Source organism: Candidimonas sp. SYP-B2681, from assembly GCF_003971065.1.
Classification (GTDB): Bacteria; Pseudomonadota; Gammaproteobacteria; order Burkholderiales; family Burkholderiaceae_B; genus Pollutimonas.
Genome location: NZ_RYDV01000001.1, coordinates 229,811 through 247,710 on the forward strand (window position 1 = coordinate 229,811; position 17,900 = coordinate 247,710).

Below are 17,900 nucleotides of genomic sequence, written 5' to 3' on the forward strand. Positions count from 1 at the left end.
ACAATATGAGCACAAGCAAGGTACGCATTCAGGATCTTTTGTCCAATGTGCCGCTGTTCAATGAGCTTGGCGGCACTGAGCTCGATACGATTGCGGCCGGTACGGCGGAAGTGCATGTTGCTCGTGGCGATATGGTGTTTCATCGAGGTGACCCCTGCGTCGGGTTTCATACGGTCGTGTACGGCCAGATCAAGCTGATGTTCGTCTCGTCCATGGGCAGCGAGAAAGTCGTCAGGATCATAGGGCCGGGCGACAGCTTCGGAGAAGCTTTGATGTTCATGGACAAGGCGTATATCGTATCAGCGCAGGCCTTGGCCGATACCTTGTTATTACATGTGGACAAGTCGGTGTTAGTTGACGAGCTCGATCGTCGTCCTGCTTTGGCCAGAAAAATGCTTGGCGGGCTCAGCCAACGGCTGCATGCGCTTATCACTGACGTCGAGGCGTATTCCTTGCGTTCAGGCACGCAGCGGGTGATCGGTTTCCTATTGAAGGGGGAAAGCGTCGAGAACGGCCAACAAATCCGGCTCGAGACCAGTAAAACCGTTATCGCGTCGCGTCTTAACCTGACACCCGAGCACTTCTCGCGGATTCTGCACGAGTTGAACGCCAACGGTCTGATTCAGGTAAAAGGGCGCGAGATCACGATCGTGAATGCCGACAAATTAAGCGCTTATCAGGGCTGACTGGAAATTGGAAGCGATGGCGCTGCGTCTTGTATTTGTTTCTGGGCATTCCAATACAGGCGGGTTGCAGCAGCGATGTTCCATCCCAGGGTGGCGGCTGAAGCGGTAAAGGCGATTGCTGCGGCGTGCGTGAAAAGCGGGGGCCAAATGCTGGCGGATAGCAGCAGCGCCAGCGCAAGCACATGCAACCTGAACTGACTAGTTGCACGCGCGTCAGGGATAATGTCCTTTACCTTGGGCACAATGCGAAGCGCAGTGACAAGGTTTTTTTGTGCGTGATACCAAAGCAGGAAAGGAATTATCTTGTACAGCATGCCGTTGACCGCTGACCAGGCAAACCCTGCGATAAACAGCACCCCCAGCGTGACCGGAAATTCCGTACCTGTAGCAAGTCCTGCCAGCCACACTGGAGGGCAAGTCGCAAGGCAAACCATTGCCGTGCGCCAGAATAGTGTAGTGGCATCGGCCTTGGGACGCTTGCGCGTCCATAGCAAGTAGAAGGTTTGCAACGCGAATACAAAGTACAACGACAAGAGCAGAGCCCCCAGGATTCGTTCAGCAAGGTGATTATTGCCGCCTAGCAGTGCAGCGCTTGTATGCAGTATCAGCATCACGAAGCTTAGCGTTGCAAGCCAACGGGTGATCGCGCGCGGGTAAACCTCGGTGGCCTGAAATATGGGAATAAGCTGGAACGCCATACCCATCAGCAATAGACCGATCCAGCCTAGTAGTCCCCATGCGGCATGGATATTAGTCAGTAAGATCATGGGCAGTGGCAGTGACCAGGCAAACCCGACTGCCAGTAGGCCGCCCGATAAGAGGGTGGCTAGCAGCGCGCCGACCACCAGCCGGGTAGAAAGCAACACATCGTTCGAGCCTTTCTGTGCCATTGCGCGATGGCGCCAGGATCCGCCCAAGGTAGCGCCCGCTAACCAGAGAAACGCCGCCAGCAATGCATACAAGGCCAATTGGAACAGAATGGGCCGCATGAACAGAAATGCGGCAGCCAGGAAAAGGGTACCTACGATCAGCAAGGGATGCACGAAGGTAGACGCCAGGCGCGGAGCGAGCACACTGATCCCTGTCGCGACTGGCAGTATTTGAATCAGTGCACCGACCATGGCGCTGGCGAGGACACCCAGGGTCATCAAATGCGTCAATGCCAGCGCAGAAGGCGTCCATCGCGATTCCAGAGCCTGAGGGCCGGCCCACAGCAACAGCAGCCCGGCAAGGGCTGCAAAAACAGGCACATTCAAAAAGAATCGAAACGGGACTGAAAGCGGTGGTGAGTTATCGAAAGACAGTGCCCGCCGCATCAGTCTTTCCGCCATATCAGCACTTCGTAGCGATAGTCCGCCGTCGTGCTGGTTTCATGCCGGAAGTGGTTGTTGTCCAGGATGGAATACAGGGGCCGTGGCTCGCGGTCCACCAGCATACGCAAGCGCTGGTGCGCTTGCAGGCGGTCCAGCGCTTCCAGGACCCGCTCCAGTGGCTCGGGAGGAGGAAGGCCTGTTGTGTCGATGATTACTTCGTGTTTAGGGCTCATGGCGTAGTTTTACCCCCACTTAATAAACATAACCTTGATTTTTGTTAAGGAATGCTAAGCGATTCGGCTGCATAGTGGCTACTGCGTTTTCGCGCCTTATCTTTGGAAGGACAATTACTGTGCTGCACTCCGCTCTAGAACGTTTCAAGCTTAAAGGCAAATCTTTGCTACCCATTGTGCAGGGCGGAATGGGCGTCGGTGTCTCCGCCCACCGACTGGCAGGCACGGTGGCGTCGCTTGGTGCGATGGGCACCATTTCCAGCGTCGACCTGCGCCGCCATCATCCCGACCTCATGGTGCAGACCGGCCGTTCACGAGACAAAGCCCTTATCGACTCAGTCAACCTTATTGCCCTTGATCGTGAGGTGACCGCCGCCAGGGATATGGCCAAGGGTAATGGCATGGTGGCCGTCAATATCATGAAAGCGGTCATGGACTATGCCGCCTATGTACGCCAGGCCTGCGAAAGCAATGCCGACGCCGTCGTCGTTGGCGCTGGCCTGCCACTGGACCTGCCCGACCTTACCGTGGACTTCCCCAAGGTTGCCCTGATACCGATTTTGTCGGATGTGCGTGGTATTAACGTCATCCTGAAAAAATGGATGCGTAAGAACCGGCTGCCCGATGCCATCGTGATCGAGAACCCGCGTTTTGCAGGCGGCCACCTGGGAGCGGCCAGCGCCGATGCGCTGAATAATCCCAATTTCGCCTTTCCTGCCGTGCTGGAAGGGACGCAACAGTTAATGAAAGAACTAGGCCTGGAAAACGAGAATATCCCACTGATTACGGGTGGCGGCATACATAGCCACGAACAGGTCGCAACGCTGCTGGGCTTGGGCGCTAGCGCCGTCCAACTCGGAACCCCGTTTGCGGTTACCGAAGAGGGCGACGCCCACCCCAATTTCAAGAAGGTACTGGTCGAGGCCCGCCCTGAAGATATTGTTACCTTCATGAGCGTGGCCGGTTTGCCAGCCCGGGCGGTTCGCACGCCGTGGCTCGCTAATTATCTGGAAAAAGAAGCAAAGCTGCAGCGTATCGCCAAGCCCAAAGCGTGCACCGTAGGATTCGATTGTCTGGCCCAATGCGGCCTGCGCGATGGCATCAGCAAGCATGGACAGTTTTGTATCGACACCCAGTTGGCATTTGCGATGGCGGGCGATATCAGGCGCGGCCTGTTCTTCCGCGGTTCCGAGAAACTGCCGTTTGGAAATGCGATTCGCTCGGTGCGCGAACTTATCGACTATATGCTCACCGGTTTGCGGCCCGCTTTAGCGGCGGTGGCCGCACCCAAGGTGCGAACGGAATCGGCACTGATTCCTGCCTGACTGATGCAGCCCTTTCTGGCAAACCACGAACGTTATTCGATAAAGCCCAGTTGGATGGCCGAACTTAATAACGTTGCCGAAGGGCAGCAGCATACCCTTGGGGCCTACCACCGTCCATGGAAGTAACTACCGCTAGCATTGCCGGCGCATCAAGAATACGACGCAACAAGCAGGAGGCAGGATCGTGAAGATCGCTTTAGGGCCCGTTCAATACTATTGGTCGCGTGTGGCGACGATGCAGTTTTATGAATCGATGGCGCGGGCACCTGTCGATATCGTCTATTTGGGCGAAACGGTGTGTTCGCGTTGGCACGAGCTGCGGTTGGCGGACTGGCTGGAAATTGCCGATATGCTGGCCGGCGCGGGAAAACAGATTGTTTTGTCGACTCAAGTACTGCTTGAATCCGGCAACGACCTGACCAAGTTGCACAAAATTATTGATAACGGCCGCTTTACTGTTGAAGCCAACGATATGGCTGCGGTAAATTGCCTGGAAGGAAAACGCTTTATAGCAGGTCCTTACTTGAACGTATATAGCGCGCCTACGCTGAATTTTTTGGCAGGGCTTGGAGCGAGCCGGTGGGTGATGCCTCTGGAGATGGGCCGCGAAGGCCTTGCCCAGATGCAGCAGGACCGCCCAGCAGGAATGGAAACCGAGGTATTTGCCTATGGGCGCATGCCTCTGGCTTTTTCGGCGCGCTGCTTTACTGCTCGTAATCGCAACATACCTAAGGACAATTGCCAATACGTCTGCATGGACCATCCCGATGGGTTGTTGTTGGAAACGCGAGAAGGTCAGCCGTTTTTGATATTGAACGGCATACAGACGCAATCGGCCTCGGTATACGTTTTGCTGAACGAATTGGACGCCATGCGCAAGCAATCGCAGGTATTGATGCCCGCCGCGCCGTGCAACGGCTATTGGTACGGCCGCCCTGGTCTCGATATGCAGCTAGCGTAAAAGGGAGATGGTCTATGTATTACGGTGAGCGGTTTAACAGTATTAGTCACTTGGCCGGCGCAGCACTGGCATTGATCGGCGCCGCGGTTCTAATCGTCATGGCTGCTCGTGTTGGCGACCCATGGAAGATCGTGAGCTTCAGTGTTTACGGCGTCATGCTGCTGGCTTTGTACGTGTCGTCCACCCTGTATCACAGCCTGCGCGGTCGCGCAAAGAAAATCTGGTGCAAGTTTGATCATTGCACCATCTATTTATTAATCGCTGGAAGCTACACGCCGTTCGCATTAGTCAGTTTACGAGGCGCATGGGGCTGGACTTTGTTTGGATGCGTATGGGCGCTCGCTATATTCGGCATTGTGCAGGAAATATGGCTCGCTAAAGGAAAGCGCATCCTATCCCTGGTCATTTATGTGTTAATGGGCTGGCTCGCCGTGATTGCGGCGGTTCCACTAATTCGGGCGCTTAGCTGGGAGGGTTTCCTATGGCTGGCTGCTGGCGGACTGGTCTATACCGTGGGCATCGTTTTTTACGCGCTGGACGAAAAATGGCGCTACGGTCACGGGGTGTGGCATTTATTTGTTCTTGGTGGCAGTGCGTGCCATTACGTTACGGTGGTCTCCTATGTTGCTTGAACTGGCGTAATGAAGACCCTGATACCCTTTTTTTTAGCCGCAGGCTGGTTATGGAAGGCAATACGGAATCGGGTCTCTTGGTGAAGAACACGCTTGATGGCATTGATCACCTATCGGTACTCGATCCCGGCAAGATACTTAAGCGTTTTTTCGCTCAGCGGCAGGCAAAGGCTTCTGTGTCAGCGCGACCAATGCCCCGGCAACCAGAATTGCGGCCGATGCGGCCAGCCCGGTCGACAGTGAGCCCGACAGGTCGCTGACCCATCCAGCGGCTACCGGGCCTATGGTCTGGCCCAAGGCAAACAGGCTGGTGGCGACAGCCAGTGCACTGCCCCAGGCCGGTTTTGCCAGGTTTGTTTTTACGAAACCGGTCGCCGCTGAAGGGACCATGAATACACTGGAACCTACTAGCGCAGCGGATGCCCACACCCCGACAGTGGTGGGGAAAGCCAGTGGTAGGGCGGCGCCGACCGCCAATACGGCCATGGACGCGGCCATGGGTAAACCATCGTGGCGACCATTGAAGATCCGATGCCACAGCAGTGGGGCAAGCAGCGTCATGATTCCCAATAAGGTCCACATGATCGACGTCATGGCCGCCATCGACATGGTCTGAATGGGGGCTAAGGTTTAACCAGGCGACAATAAATGTCATGTACGCGATATAGCCCAGGCCAAACATGAAATATGCCGCGAATTCCGGTACGCATGGCCGCCATGGCCACGCGGCCGATGTGCCGGCGGCCGAGGGCTCGGTGATGCCGCGCGAAGCGCTGGCTGCGGCCAACGACAAGGGGATGCATACCGCCGCTATGGCGACCCATGCCCAGGGCCAGGCAGCAGCGCCGCCATAATCGAACAGCCAGGGAAGCAGGGCGCCGCTGACCAGCATGCCGAAGCCGCCACCGCTAAAGAAGATGACGATAGCCCGGGTACCCAATACGCCCGATAAGACGCCGCCACAAATAAATGCGCCCGCCGCTCCGAAGCCTGCAAGAAAGCGGAATAGCGTCAACAGGTAAAAATCGTGGGTCAGTCCATTTGATACCAGTGCCAGCGTCGTAAGCCACAGCCCGCTAATGAAAAGCCGCCTATTTCCCAGGCCCGAGACGAAGAAAATCGTAAGCAGAGCTCCAATCAAATAGCCCAAAGCATTCGCCGTATTGAGCCAGCCGGCCTGAGCATAGTTCAGGTCCAGGTCGGTCTTCATGGCGGGCAGGATCAAGGCATAGGCGAAGCGTGCAAAACCAACCGCTACAGCGGCTCCGCCGGAAAGTGCCCACGGTACCATTGCCGGTTTCATATATTGGTGGCCCCTGTCTCGTTCTCTTTTTTTATGGTTTTTGGAGGCCGCGGCTTGTATGCTGTCCCGCCACGGATTGCAGGATCATAGCAGTCCGCTTAGATCAGCAACATGTTCTGCTGCGACCGGTCAGCAGGCGGGAGGGCTGGAACCGGTGCTGATTGTATTTCCCACCAAGCGGGAAAGAGGCGACGGACCTGTGGACGGGCAAATCGATCATCTATAAGGTAGAGCACCCCGCGGTCCGTGTTGCTTCGTATCACCCGGCCTGCCGCTTGCACGACTTTCTGAATGCCCGGATAAAGGTAGGTGTAATCGTATCCACAGCGCTGTCCAAATGTGGTGCTCATGCACTGTTTAAGCCTTTCGTTAACCGGGTTTACCTGCGGCAGGCCTAATGTGGATACGAATGCACCGATTAATTGTTGACCTGGCAGGTCGATGCCTTCAGCGAACGCACCTCCTAAAACGGCAAACCCTATTCCGCAGCGATTTGTCTTGAATCGATCCAGGAATTGTTCTTTCGCCGCTTCGTCCATACTGCGTATCTGAGTCCAGACAGGGATGTCGGGAAATCGGTGCATGAATTCATGCGCGGCTTGCTCCAGATACTCGAAGCTACTGAAATAGCTTAAGTAATTTCCAGGCTGTTCTAAATACTGTCTGCCCATGATCTGGGCGATGGGCGCCAGCGATTGCGCCCTATGGAGGTAGCGTGTCGAAACCTGCTCGACAATGCGCACCTTGAGTTGCTCCGCATCGAAGGGCGATTCAACGTCGACCCACGCGGTATTGTCTGGCAGGCCCAGCGTATCGCGGTAAAACTCCCAAGGGCTCAACGTAGCGGAGAACAGTGTTGCCGTCTCACTTGCAGTAAAACGCGTTTCCAGAAAGGGGGCGGGTATCAGGTTACGCAAGCAGAGCTTGGCACCCGAAGCACCACGACGGGATGTTGACGCGGAAGGCGTAAGGCTGATATCGAATACCGAATGCGAACCGAAAACCTCAGCCAATCGCAGAAAATGCAGGACGTCGAAGTTGAAACGCTGAAGCGCTAAATTGACGTCATGCGGGTCTTCCGCAAGATAATCCGTTATGACGACACTGGCTTTCAATAGCGCGGTATGGAATTTCGTCGGAATAGCATCATAGGCGCGATAGCTGGCAAGCTGATCGCGGCTCACATCCCGCCACGACCTCGCCAGGCTATTCAAGGTTTTCTTCAGCGCAGCCGGGGCGGACTGCCGCAATGCATTCAAATCGTATTCATTAAGCTCGGCACTATACATTTTGCGTGCGCGCTCGAGCAGATTGTGTGCTTCATCGACCAATATGCCCACCCGCCATTGATTGTTCGACGTGAGGCTGTACAGCGAGGCCGAGCTGTCGAAGAAATAATTGTAGTCGCCGACAATTACGTCGCTCCATTTCGCGAGTTCCTGTCCTAACCAATAGGGGCAAACTTCGTGCTCCAGGGCAATTTGGCGCAGTGCCGCCTTATCGAGCCTGGCTGCCTTCACTGCATCCAGGCGCGCTGCCGGCAGGCGGTCATAAAAGCCTTTCGCCAGAGCGCAGGACTCTCCATGGCACGCTTTGTCGGGATGCTCGCAGGTCTTGTCTTTGGCGGTGAGTTCCTGGACGCGTAGCCGGCCTGACTCGTTCAGCTTGTTACCGATGGTGGAGAGCGCGTCCAGGGCCAATTGCCTGCCAGACGTTTTGGCTGTCAGGAAAAATATCTTATCGAGCTTGGCAGTAGGGCAGGCCTTCAACAAAGGAAATAGGGTGCCTATGGTTTTTCCGATTCCGGTGGGCGCTTGCGCCATCAGGCAACGGTTTTGTCTGGCTGCCTTGTACACGGTCTCGGCAAGTTGCCTTTGGCCACGGCGAAAAGTCTGATGCGGGAAAGGCAGAGTTTGAAGCTCCCGATCCCGCTCTAGGCGATGGCAAACTTCCTGCTCGGCCCAGTCTATAAACAGATCAGATTGTTGAGCAAAAAATTCTTCCAGTATCGCTGCCTGACATGTCTGGACGAGAACGGTTTCCTCACGTTGAACGATGTCGTAATAGACCAGCGCGACCTGGATCTCCGGGAGTTTGCGCGATACGCATAGCAGGTGCGCATAAACTTTGGCTTGAGCCCAGTGCAGGGCACGGTGATTCGCCGGCACGGCTTCCAGTTGGCCTCGGAACGTCTTGATTTCCTCGACTCGATTTAGCGCGGGATCATATCCGTCGGCACGGCCTCTGACCAAAAGGTTTTTGTATTCGCCTGAAAGGCTTATTTCGGACTGATACCCTGGCGCCCGTTTAGCCCTTACCGCGGCATGGCCCTCTATACCCTCCTGGGCAGAGGGTGACGGAGTAAAGCGTAGATCAAGATCGCCACTCTTGGCGGTGAATTCGCACAATGCACGCACGGAGACGGTGTATGTCATGGTTCGGCTATTGATGGGCGCTGCACATAGCAAACCCCAACGGGCATATGATGAGCATGACAATAATCCAGCCATCTAACCTGGTTGTCCTGCAGGCGGTCGCCTGGTCCTTTGACTTCAATCATTTTGTAGCGCTGATCCTCAGGCCAGAACTGGATTAAATCGGGTAGGCCAGACCTGTTTTCCCGGAAATCTTTTCTCAAGCGGTCGAACGCAATGAAAAGATGGCTGGCTGGTATACATGCCAGGGCCATCGTCAGCAGTTCCTTCGTGAGCAGGCCCCACGCTACAAACGAGCACTGAAGGCCGGCCTTGAGTTCGAAATTGCGCAAGATGGTTTCTTTGTATTGACCGGAATCCAGCTGCCTGAACCCAGCATCGAATTGGGGACGACGGGATGCATAGAAGTTAGCGCTTAGCAGGTCGGAGGGAGCTTGTTGGAATGGGTGAAAGAAGGCGCCAGGAATGGCAGCGAAAATAGCTTCCCAGAACAGCAGGCCGAAGAGTGAATTCATCAACGTGTTTTCAACGTAGAAAGCGGGTGCATCGGGTTTTTCGATGAAAAGCCTGACTTCCTCTTCAACGCTTAGCCAGGTCTGCGGCGTGGGCAGGGTCAGCCTGGTCTCAGGCACACTGCAGCGACGACGGCGTGCGATCTTTACGCCATCTACCTGCCGTAACAGGCGCGGCATCATGCGCAATAACGTTTGATGCTCTGCTTCGTTCTCCGGGGCCAGCAGCGCTGACCGGGCCAGCTCGATCGCGGCTTGATATTGGCCCGAACGTTCAAGGACCCGAATGCGCCGGCTCCGGGCACCGGTGTGGGGACTTGCTTTGTAGCAGTCCAAAGCTTGAGGCCAGTTCTGCTCACGTTCATGATGCTGGCCTATCTGGAATAACAGTTTTCCACGCCGTGCTTCGAGCCACGGGTTGTCAAATCGAGCCGGAATTGCTTCTTGCATGGCATCGATCTTAGCCGGCTTGTTCATCAGGATGGCGTCCAACATTTGTTCTTTGCAACATTGCAAATCGAGGTAGGCGTTAACATCCTCACGCGTATGAAAAGCGCGGGACGATGGCGAAAATTCCACCTTTTCGTACGTGTAAATGCCTGCGTCCCGTAATACCAATTCGCTCCAGTCCTGGCGCAGGTTGCCGAAAAACATAAGGCGAAAACGATCTGACAGAAGACTGATATTTTCGCGGTACACGGTGTCGGTAGAAAGAGGTGTGTTGCCGTCTGTCCATGCACTAAAAGCTTGCGATGCGGCAAATAACGGTCGAAGCAGTTCGAGCTGCATTGCTTTTCTTGCTGTAGTGCCGCCAGTGTCTGCAAGCTGCCTGCCGAAGATGTCGGACAGTTCTTTCTTATTTAACAAGCAAAACAGCTCGTCGAGTGAAAGTACGGGGTTTTGAGAGAGCCAGCCACGTTCAACAAGCGGCTTTGCTGCCGCAGATGGACTGCCGATTTCTGTATACCGCAGCTTACTTGCGCGAAACAATTCGCCCTTGCGCATGACCATGCGAACCAGCAGGCCGCGGGAATTTTCTGGAAGATCGCCGAAGGAGGTAATGAATTCACTTTCCGCCGGAATTAATAGGTCGCCATACCGCTGGGCGACCCAGTCCAGCACGAAATGAAAATTCTTCAGGTAGTACCAGGGATCTTCGAATGTAGTAATGACTGCCATAGAACCGGCGCTGCGAAGACTGCATAAAGACTGAGTATTTATACAGTTTATCAGTTTTGCCCGGCGGCAACATTGTTACCTGCGCAACGTCTTTATAAGTAAATGTTACTGATTTCACCTTTGAAACGTCGCAGCGTGTGGCGCCGCGAGGAAAATGTTGAAACCTTTTAGGGCCAAGCTTCCTCACGCATCGAAACGAAACTGGCATGCTCGAACGCTCGATAAAAGCAAGGCCTGGGCACGATATATGCTTGCTTACATTCGCTAGGATAGTTGGTTGACCATCGCGGTTTCAGCCGGTTAGTGTAGATACACATTCCAATGTTTTAAGGAGCTAGAGCATGAATAAAGATACTCTTGAAGGTCAATGGAAACAGCTTACGGGTAAGGCAAAGGCGGCATGGGGCGACCTGACCGATGATGATCTCGCAAAAGTTAACGGGAATGCAGAACGTCTGGCCGGGCTGATCCAGGAAAGGTATGGCCGTACAAGGGAACAGGCAGAACTCGAAGTGAAGGATTTTTTTGATAGAAACCGCTGACGATAGCTGAATTCCAAGCCGTGACAACTAAGCTTTACCAAAGAAAATTAACAGGGGAAACGCTATGCTTTATTACGCTGTGGTATTTTTTGTAATTGCGATAATCGCCGCGGTATTAGGCTTTGGTGGCATAGCTGCCGGGGCGTCCTCTATCGCTCAAATCCTGTTTTTTGTATTTCTAGTGCTCGCTGTACTTGCTTTGTTAAGCAACATTTTTCGAAAACGTTAATCGCGACGCTGCCGACTTGGCCCGCGAGCATCGGGCATAGTAAGGTAGCTGCGTAGGATCAAGGGCTTGCACGCCAATATTGGCGTGCAAGCCCTTTCTTTTGGCTGGTTACTTTTTAGCGCAAGGTTAAACTGGCGCTTTGACTTTCACGGATATCGACGTGCACGGATACGCAACAATCAAGGCAGTCAGCGCCATCTTCATGGCGGTTTGTGGCACTGTCGCCTATGCGGGCAATTTTTCCTGGACTATGGAAAAAGTCAGCATAGCCATTAACCGGAAAAACGTTGACGTTATCACCACCTATGCTGCGACGGCCGTCCTCGCGCCGGGTTCTCGGATAACCAATATATATGCCTCGCGTTCCTATAATGGCGATGCGCGGGTGGAAACGCGGTTGTGTTGGAATGACATGAGCCACTGCGTGCTAATGGGCGGCAGCAGCCTGAATATAAAGCAGTTCAATGGCTTCGAGGCCGACAAACCGGTATATCTTGTGCACACGGCGGTGGGTGATAAAGACGGTCCGCTTCCGTCGCCCGTGTTTGTTAAAGGCAGCGTGATCGTCTGGTACGCATCGTAAATTGCCGCTACCAGATCGCGGACAGGTCAATATCCCCTATTGTTGGCCGGCCGGTCAAGGCCATGGCGACCTCAAGTTCGGTGCGCAATATATGTAGCACATGGGCGACCCCCGGCGCACCTGCCACCGCTAAAGCATAAATATACGGTCGCCCGATCAGCGTGGCGGTGGCGCCCAAGGCGAGCGCCTTGAAGACGTCGGTGCCGCGCCGTATTCCACCGTCCAGAAGTACCGGCACGCGCCCGTCTACCGCTCTGACGACGGCCGGAAGGGCGTCGATGGTCGCGGGCAGGGTATCCAGCGTTCGACCCCCATGGTTGGAAACAATAATCCCGGCAGCTCCGCAATTGACCGCAAGTACGGCATCTGAATCGGTCGTGATGCCTTTCAGCAATACAGGCAATGACGTGAGACCCATCAGCCACTCAACGTCTTCCCAGGTGGGAGCGCTGGACAGCAGCGGACCGCCAAACAATGGGCTTGCGCCGGCCTGGGCGGTGTGGGCAGCAAGCGGTCGCATTCCGCGCAGATTGACGGCGGCGACCTCAGAAGGTAGCGTGAATCCTGTGCGCTGCTCTCGATTTCGAATGCCGTTTACCGGGGCGTCTACGGTTACAACCAATGCCCGATAGCCTGCCTCTTCGGCGCGACGCACCAGAGTCCGGGTATGTTCCCGATCGGATTGTAGGTAAAGCTGGAACCAGATAGGAGCACGCGCCGTTGCAGCGATCTCTTCAAGGGTGGTGCTAGCCTGCGTACTGACCACCATGCCCGCCTGCAGGGCCGATGCAGCCAAAGCCGTTGCACGCTCTCCCTCGGGATGGGCGAGCTTCTGATACGCGACAGGCGCCAGAAGAATCGGATATTCGAACGTGTCGCCTAAGATCGTTACCCGCGAATTAGCGCCGTCAAGGTCGGCCAGAACCCGTTGCTTCAAGCGCAGGCGGGTGAATGCGGCATGGTTTTCGGCCAAGGTCACTTCATCGGCGGCACCGCCGCTTATATAGGCCCAGGCAGACGCGGACATGTGCTTGCAGGCCAACGACTCGTAATCGGCAACTGATACGATATCGGGTGGAATTCGCATCAGGGGGGATAAAAACTCAGGGCGCATGGATGGTTCTGCGGTTCATTCTACGTGTTCGACCATTCGCGGATCAGGTTGTGGTACACCCCCGTCAGCTGAGGGATGGACTCGTGATCGGGCATGGACCTGCTTACGTTCTGAATGGCGCTGTCCATTTCCCATAGTAGAGAGCGGCGGTTATCTTCGCGAATCAAACTTTGCGTCCAGAAGAATGAGGCATAACGCGTACCTCTGGTTACGGGCGTTACCCGATGCAGGCTGGCGCCGGGATAGACCACCAGATGTCCGGCGGGAAGTTTTACGGTGTGACTACCGTAGGTGTCTTCTACGACAAGCTCGCCACCTTCATACTCGTCGGGATCGCTGAGAAAAAGAGTGCTCGATATATCAGTGCGTATCCGTTTGTGGGTGCCCGGCACGCCAAAAATGGAGTTATCGATATGGAAGCCATAATCGCCACCACCTTCATAGCGGTTAAATCGTGGCGGCAGGATGCGCAACGGCAACGTCGCAGAGATAAAAGCGGAATTCTGACTCAGCATGCCAAGAATAAACTCGCCGAGTTGCCGAGCCACCGGATGGTCCAGCGGCAATTGCAGATTATTCTTGGCCTTGACGGCGACATGCCCCGCTGTCGCGCGCCCATCTGTCCATTCTGCCTGCTCCAACGCCTGGCGACATTGCCGAACCTGATCCGCGTCAAGAACATCGGCAATTTTCAACATCATAAAAACCCCCTTGCCAAACAAGAAAAACCGCTACGCAGAGCGGTTTAACTGACCAACTTTCTAATCCACTATCTTAGCCGTTCCCGCTTACACGGGAACGGTTTCTTAGTCAGATACCAGTGCTTCAGAGAAGATCGAAGCGTTAGAAGCGGGCTTCAGCGTTAAGAATCAATGTACGGCCCGCGCCAGGAACACCATACAACTGAAAACCATCCGAGCTGGCCGTACCGCGCGATATGTAGAACTCATCGAAAATATTGTTCACGTTCAAGCGCAGACTAAGATTCTTGTTGATTTTGTAACCCACTGCCGCATTAAAGAGCCAGAAGCTGGGCATATAGACGTCGGCAGTATGACCCCCTGCGCCCGATACGGTATTGCCCGCCACAAAGCGCCGCTTGCCGATGTATTGAGCACCCACGCCCGCGTCCCACTGCGAATTGAAGGTGTAGTTGGTCCATGTGTTGAAGGTGACGTTAGGCACGTTCTTCATCTTGCCGCCTTCTTGCCACGGCTCTTCCGAGTTTTCCAGCACTTTGCTGTCCATCACGGTGAAGCCGCCGTATGTCGACAATTTTGGCGTGATATTTCCAGCCAGTCCGAATTCGAAGCCTCGGACGCGTTCTTTTGCGCTGGTCTGCGTGACGACATTGAATTCATCGGTATCGGTCGGGTTGCTGCGTTCAATCTGGAATATGGCGCCCGTAAGCGATAGCTTTTCATCAAGAAGATCCCACTTGCTTCCTAACTCCCAGGTTCTTGCCTTGCCTGGCGAGTAGTCGGCGGTAGTGCTACCGCCACCGCTACGCGATGCCGCGGCCGCTGCCGAAGGCTGAGATGCTTCGCTGTAAGAAAGATAAATACTGCCGTAGTCGACCGGTTTGTAGACCACGCCCAGTCGTCCGCTCCAGATCCCTTCGTTTTGCTCGTCTGCCAGAGGGGATCCATTGGCACCGTACCATTTGACGTTGTAATTATCGTAGCGCAGGCCAGCGGCTATTTCCCAGTTCTGGTTCAATGTAATCTGATCGTAGGCATAAAGGCCCACGTTGGTGACCTTGGCGCCACTTTCATCTGTGCTGCTTGTGCGCGCCCATCTGCCCTGGTAGTTTGTGTCAGGATTGCGGACGTCAATAACCCGTTTTCCGGTAAAGCTTGGCAGATTGTGGCTGAAGGGCTCTTTGCGATAGCTCTCTTCGTAAAACTCTACACCCGTAACCATCTGGTGCCGGACATTGCCGGTATTGAAATCCAGATCCAGGTCGGTCTGGTTGGCGACGATCGTGCCTTTATAGGAATTGGCATTGTTCAGCCGTGGAGCGGCGAGGAAGCCGCTAGGGTAGGTTTCGCTTCCCGTCGCGTTATAGCCCCAGTAATTGCTGTTTCCAGTGGCGACTATGGCGCCCGGCTGAGAATTGGCGGGTACATTCAGCAGGCGTCCGCCTGTTGTCAGATAGGTAAAGCGCTTGGTCTCAGACCATCGGGTCTGGTTGCGGATCGAGGTCTTACTATTGAAGTCATGTTCGACGCGCAAGGTCGCGCTATTACTCTCAGTTTCTTCAATATCGGCGTTGTCCAAACCACCCCAGAAATCTTTGTCGATGTGCTGCATGCGTTTGCCGTTTCGATCCAGCGGCAAGCCGAAATCCGGTGTGTTCTTGTCTTTTTGATAGAAGTACGAGGCTGTGATACGAGTAGGCGTGCCCAATCCCCACGAAAAAGATGGCGCAATACCCCAGCGGTCCATATTGGTCGGTCCGCGGCCGGCGACATCGTTTTCGTGGTACATGGCGTTCAGGCGGAAGGCCGACGTTTCGCCGATCTGCTGATTCAAGTCAGCAGTCGTTCGTCGGTAGCTATCGGTTCCGATGCCAACGTTGAAGTCGTAAAACTTATCAAGTTTAGGGGTCTTGGAAACCAGGTTGACCGAACCGCCAATGGACGCAACACCAGACTCTATAGAACCCGTGCCTTTATAAACCTCGACTTGTTCAACGTTGAACATGTCGTTGCGGCTCGTCAGGGCGCTGTCACGCACGCCGTCGACCGTAACGCTTTGCTCGGCCGAAAAGCCCCGAATGGTGAACATATCGCCCCAGCCCGCGTTACCCTCTCCAGACGAAAAAGTGATGCCGGGTACATTGCTAAGCACATCCTGCAAACTTTGCGCACTTTGTTGCTTTAGTACTTCCGAAGGCACAATGTTGATGGTTTGCGGGGTGTCCAGCAATGGCGCCTTGAACTTTACCGATTGAACCGCTTCCGGCTTAAAGGCAGGTGCGGAGCCCTGAACCTTGACGGGGGTTAGCTGTGACACGCCGGCCTCTTGTGCGCTTGCAAAAGAAGGCACTGCCAACGCGCTGCAAATAGCCATATAAAAAAGGCTAGGGCGCTGGGGTGGACGGTCGTTGCGGTAATCGTACATCAAACTTCTCCATGCATAAGTAAAGTGAGTGCGCGCGAAAACGACGTCGGACCGTAAGGTCCGACTGGCGCTACTGCAGAGCGCGGTGATTTCACGGGAACATGTTTGCCAGCTTGTACCGGGCGAGCGGCACAACAAAGCTTCTGTAACGCGAAAGCAAATGATACCTATTCTTATTTGGAATTTGGCCAAATGTCAGGATAAATCGCAGAACGTAATGGAAATGTTGTGCTCGGACCACAGTTCCGTCGGGGTCATCGCGCAGCCTGAGCAATCTGGTTTAAGGCCGGGGCTTGCGCAAAGGCGCCAATAGCGGCGTCAGTCCGTTATGGTCGATTTCTTGCATCAACGTCAGCAAACGGCCAATTTCTCCGGCCGGAAAGCCTTCGCGTGCGAACCAGTTCAGGTAATTTCCGGGAAGGTCGGCAATGATCCGGCCCTTGTACTTGCCATAGGGCATGGTCCGCGTTACCAAGAGCTCGAGGTCATCGGGATTCATTTCTGGTCAAGGGCCTGGAGAATTGAATGCGTCAGCAAATGAATGTCGGCGTTGGGATTGGCTGCTACACATCGGAACCAACGCTCTTCGGCGATTCGCGTCGTTGAGACGAGACCCGGGGGCAACCGTCGCAGGGTGAGATCAAATTGTTGTGTATCTTTTGGACGCCATACGACGACTCCCGTCTGGGGAGGTAACAAAATTTCGGTACGCATATCGTTCTGAAGGAATTCGCCCAGTTGCTCGGCAAGCGTCATGCAGTGTTCGATGCGTGTCGCCAGTCCTTGACGGCCCCAGGCAAGAAGCGTTGCGAGCAAAGGTACCGCCGTTGCGCCATGCGATCCCAGAACTCCAACATTGGGCACGGCCAGATAATTGCCGCCGAAAGTGATGCCAGCCTGCGCTTTGTCCACATCGCGAAACATGACGAGTGCAGATTCCTTGGGCTGAAAAAGCCATTTATGTGCCGAAACGGCTACGGAGTCAGCATTCTCGATTCCCGCCAGACGCGATGCATGCGAGCTTAGGCGCAAAGGGCCCGCCCAAGCCGCATCGATATGTGTCCAAGCTGCCTTGCCGGCAAGGTGCAAAGGGTCGATCAAACCAGTACCGGTTGTCCCTGCGGTCAGTACCAGCGCTGTGCGACGTAAATTTTCTGGCAACACGTCAGTAACCAATGCACCGTATCGATCCGTTGGTATTGTCTTAAAATTCAGGCCCAGGATATGGGCCGCCTTCGCGATAGAAAGATGGGCATTGTCCGAAGCCACCACGTCTTGCACGCCGGCACATTCGCGCGCGGCCCACAGTGCAGTCAGGTTGGCCAGCGTCGAGCCGGGAGTCATGTGGCCGCCGTTCATTCCGAAGAACGGCACAAGCCACTTTACGATGCGTTCTTCGATGTCGCGCGCTACCGGCGCTGTGGCCGGGTGCAGCAAGTTCTGATTAAGCGACGCATTCCAGAGTGTCGTGGCCCATGTGATCCAGGGTGTCGGCGGATCCATATGGGCGAAGGCAGTGGCATCGCCCAAGCGGGTCGCCTTTCCTAATACGTGCGGTGCAAGGCCATTCAATAGGGCATAAACATCGGACCCGGTTTCGGGGAGCGCTTCAGGTAGATCTATTGGCTCTACGCTGGAATGGTTTCCTTGCAGAAGGTCCACCGCAAGACGCAGCCCCTGCGGGTCAGCAGTAAAATCTTTATCCACCAAGCGATCCTTTCGGGCGA

The 17,900-nt window shown here is 54.9% G+C and carries 17 protein-coding genes and 3 pseudogenes; 9 read left to right on the forward strand and 11 right to left on the reverse strand.

Annotation, left to right across the window (positions count from 1 at the left end):
• Positions 1 to 5: 5 nt before the first annotated feature.
• Entirely contained in the window at positions 6 to 686 is a 681-nt protein-coding gene (locus EKL30_RS01190; protein WP_126705369.1) for a Crp/Fnr family transcriptional regulator, read from the forward strand.
• Here EKL30_RS01190 and EKL30_RS01195 read toward each other — a convergent pair.
• Positions 677 to 2,017, reverse strand: coding sequence for a hypothetical protein (locus EKL30_RS01195; protein WP_233582651.1), 1,341 nt, complete (start codon positions 2,015 to 2,017; stop codon positions 677 to 679). The two genes, EKL30_RS01190 and EKL30_RS01195, sit on opposite strands and share 10 nt — an antisense overlap.
• Positions 2,002 to 2,232, reverse strand: coding sequence for a DUF2249 domain-containing protein (locus tag EKL30_RS01200; protein ID WP_126705370.1), 231 nt, complete (start codon positions 2,230 to 2,232; stop codon positions 2,002 to 2,004). The genes EKL30_RS01195 and EKL30_RS01200 overlap by 16 nt, the downstream gene beginning before the upstream one ends.
• Positions 2,233 to 2,351: 119 nt before the next feature.
• On the opposite strand from EKL30_RS01200, the gene EKL30_RS01205 reads away from it, so the two are divergent.
• The 5 genes and pseudogenes from EKL30_RS01205 to EKL30_RS19390 form a co-directional block, all read left to right on the forward strand.
• A complete protein-coding gene (locus EKL30_RS01205; RefSeq protein ID WP_370246198.1) occupies positions 2,352 to 3,557 on the forward strand; it encodes an NAD(P)H-dependent flavin oxidoreductase in 1,206 nt (401 codons plus the stop codon).
• 18 nt (positions 3,558 to 3,575) lie between these two features.
• Positions 3,576 to 3,683 (forward strand): annotated as a pseudogene (locus EKL30_RS01210) (U32 family peptidase); the annotation flags it as partial.
• Positions 3,684 to 3,741: 58 nt separating this feature from the next.
• Positions 3,742 to 4,518: a U32 family peptidase gene (locus EKL30_RS01215; protein WP_126705371.1), complete on the forward strand. Its 777-nt coding sequence runs from the start codon at positions 3,742 to 3,744 to the stop codon at positions 4,516 to 4,518.
• A gap of 14 nt (positions 4,519 to 4,532) precedes the next feature.
• Entirely contained in the window at positions 4,533 to 5,150 is a 618-nt protein-coding gene (locus EKL30_RS01220) for a hemolysin III family protein (protein ID WP_126705372.1), read from the forward strand.
• A 5-nt stretch (positions 5,151 to 5,155) separates the two neighbouring features.
• A pseudogene (locus EKL30_RS19390) lies at positions 5,156 to 5,257 on the forward strand (sterol-binding protein); the annotation flags it as partial.
• Between the two features lie 31 nt (positions 5,258 to 5,288).
• Here the strand turns inward: EKL30_RS19390 and EKL30_RS19395 are convergent.
• From EKL30_RS19395 to EKL30_RS01240, 4 genes and pseudogenes are all read right to left on the reverse strand, one after another.
• Positions 5,289 to 5,759 (reverse strand): YbfB/YjiJ family MFS transporter, encoded by a 471-nt coding sequence (locus EKL30_RS19395; RefSeq protein WP_370246216.1) that lies wholly within the window; start codon positions 5,757 to 5,759, stop codon positions 5,289 to 5,291.
• A gap of 28 nt (positions 5,760 to 5,787) precedes the next feature.
• Positions 5,788 to 6,453, reverse strand: a pseudogene (locus EKL30_RS19400) (YbfB/YjiJ family MFS transporter); the annotation flags it as partial.
• 98 nt (positions 6,454 to 6,551) lie between these two features.
• Positions 6,552 to 8,888 (reverse strand): ATP-dependent DNA helicase, encoded by a 2,337-nt coding sequence (locus EKL30_RS01235; protein ID WP_126705374.1) that lies wholly within the window; start codon positions 8,886 to 8,888, stop codon positions 6,552 to 6,554.
• Positions 8,885 to 10,579, reverse strand: coding sequence for a VRR-NUC domain-containing protein (locus EKL30_RS01240; protein WP_126705375.1), 1,695 nt, complete (start codon positions 10,577 to 10,579; stop codon positions 8,885 to 8,887). The genes EKL30_RS01235 and EKL30_RS01240 overlap by 4 nt, the downstream gene beginning before the upstream one ends.
• Positions 10,580 to 10,920: 341 nt before the next feature.
• Here EKL30_RS01240 and EKL30_RS01245 point away from each other — a divergent pair, with 341 nt between their 5' ends.
• From EKL30_RS01245 to EKL30_RS01255, 3 genes are all read left to right on the forward strand, one after another.
• Positions 10,921 to 11,121, forward strand: a complete 201-nt coding sequence (locus tag EKL30_RS01245) for a CsbD family protein (RefSeq protein ID WP_126705376.1) — start codon at positions 10,921 to 10,923, stop codon at positions 11,119 to 11,121.
• A gap of 64 nt (positions 11,122 to 11,185) precedes the next feature.
• Complete coding sequence (locus EKL30_RS01250) at positions 11,186 to 11,350, forward strand: DUF1328 domain-containing protein (protein WP_126705377.1); 165 nt, start codon at positions 11,186 to 11,188, stop codon at positions 11,348 to 11,350.
• A gap of 139 nt (positions 11,351 to 11,489) precedes the next feature.
• Positions 11,490 to 11,933, forward strand: coding sequence for a hypothetical protein (locus EKL30_RS01255; protein ID WP_148105823.1), 444 nt, complete (start codon positions 11,490 to 11,492; stop codon positions 11,931 to 11,933).
• Positions 11,934 to 11,940: 7 nt separating this feature from the next.
• Here EKL30_RS01255 and EKL30_RS01260 read toward each other — a convergent pair whose 3' ends face one another.
• The 5 genes from EKL30_RS01260 to EKL30_RS01280 all read right to left on the reverse strand — a co-directional run bounded on the left by EKL30_RS01260 (position 11,941) and on the right by EKL30_RS01280 (position 17,880).
• Positions 11,941 to 13,047: an alpha-hydroxy acid oxidase gene (locus EKL30_RS01260; RefSeq protein ID WP_126705379.1), complete on the reverse strand. Its 1,107-nt coding sequence runs from the start codon at positions 13,045 to 13,047 to the stop codon at positions 11,941 to 11,943.
• A gap of 20 nt (positions 13,048 to 13,067) precedes the next feature.
• Positions 13,068 to 13,748, reverse strand: a complete 681-nt coding sequence (locus tag EKL30_RS01265; RefSeq protein ID WP_126705380.1) for a Fe2+-dependent dioxygenase — start codon at positions 13,746 to 13,748, stop codon at positions 13,068 to 13,070.
• A 142-nt stretch (positions 13,749 to 13,890) separates the two neighbouring features.
• Positions 13,891 to 16,065: a TonB-dependent siderophore receptor gene (locus EKL30_RS01270; protein WP_158618369.1), complete on the reverse strand. Its 2,175-nt coding sequence runs from the start codon at positions 16,063 to 16,065 to the stop codon at positions 13,891 to 13,893.
• Between the two features lie 388 nt (positions 16,066 to 16,453).
• Entirely contained in the window at positions 16,454 to 16,672 is a 219-nt protein-coding gene (locus tag EKL30_RS01275) for a DUF3820 family protein (protein ID WP_126705382.1), read from the reverse strand.
• Complete coding sequence (locus tag EKL30_RS01280) at positions 16,669 to 17,880, reverse strand: pyridoxal-dependent decarboxylase (RefSeq protein ID WP_199748450.1); 1,212 nt, start codon at positions 17,878 to 17,880, stop codon at positions 16,669 to 16,671. The genes EKL30_RS01275 and EKL30_RS01280 overlap by 4 nt, the downstream gene beginning before the upstream one ends.
• Positions 17,881 to 17,900 lie beyond the last annotated feature (20 nt).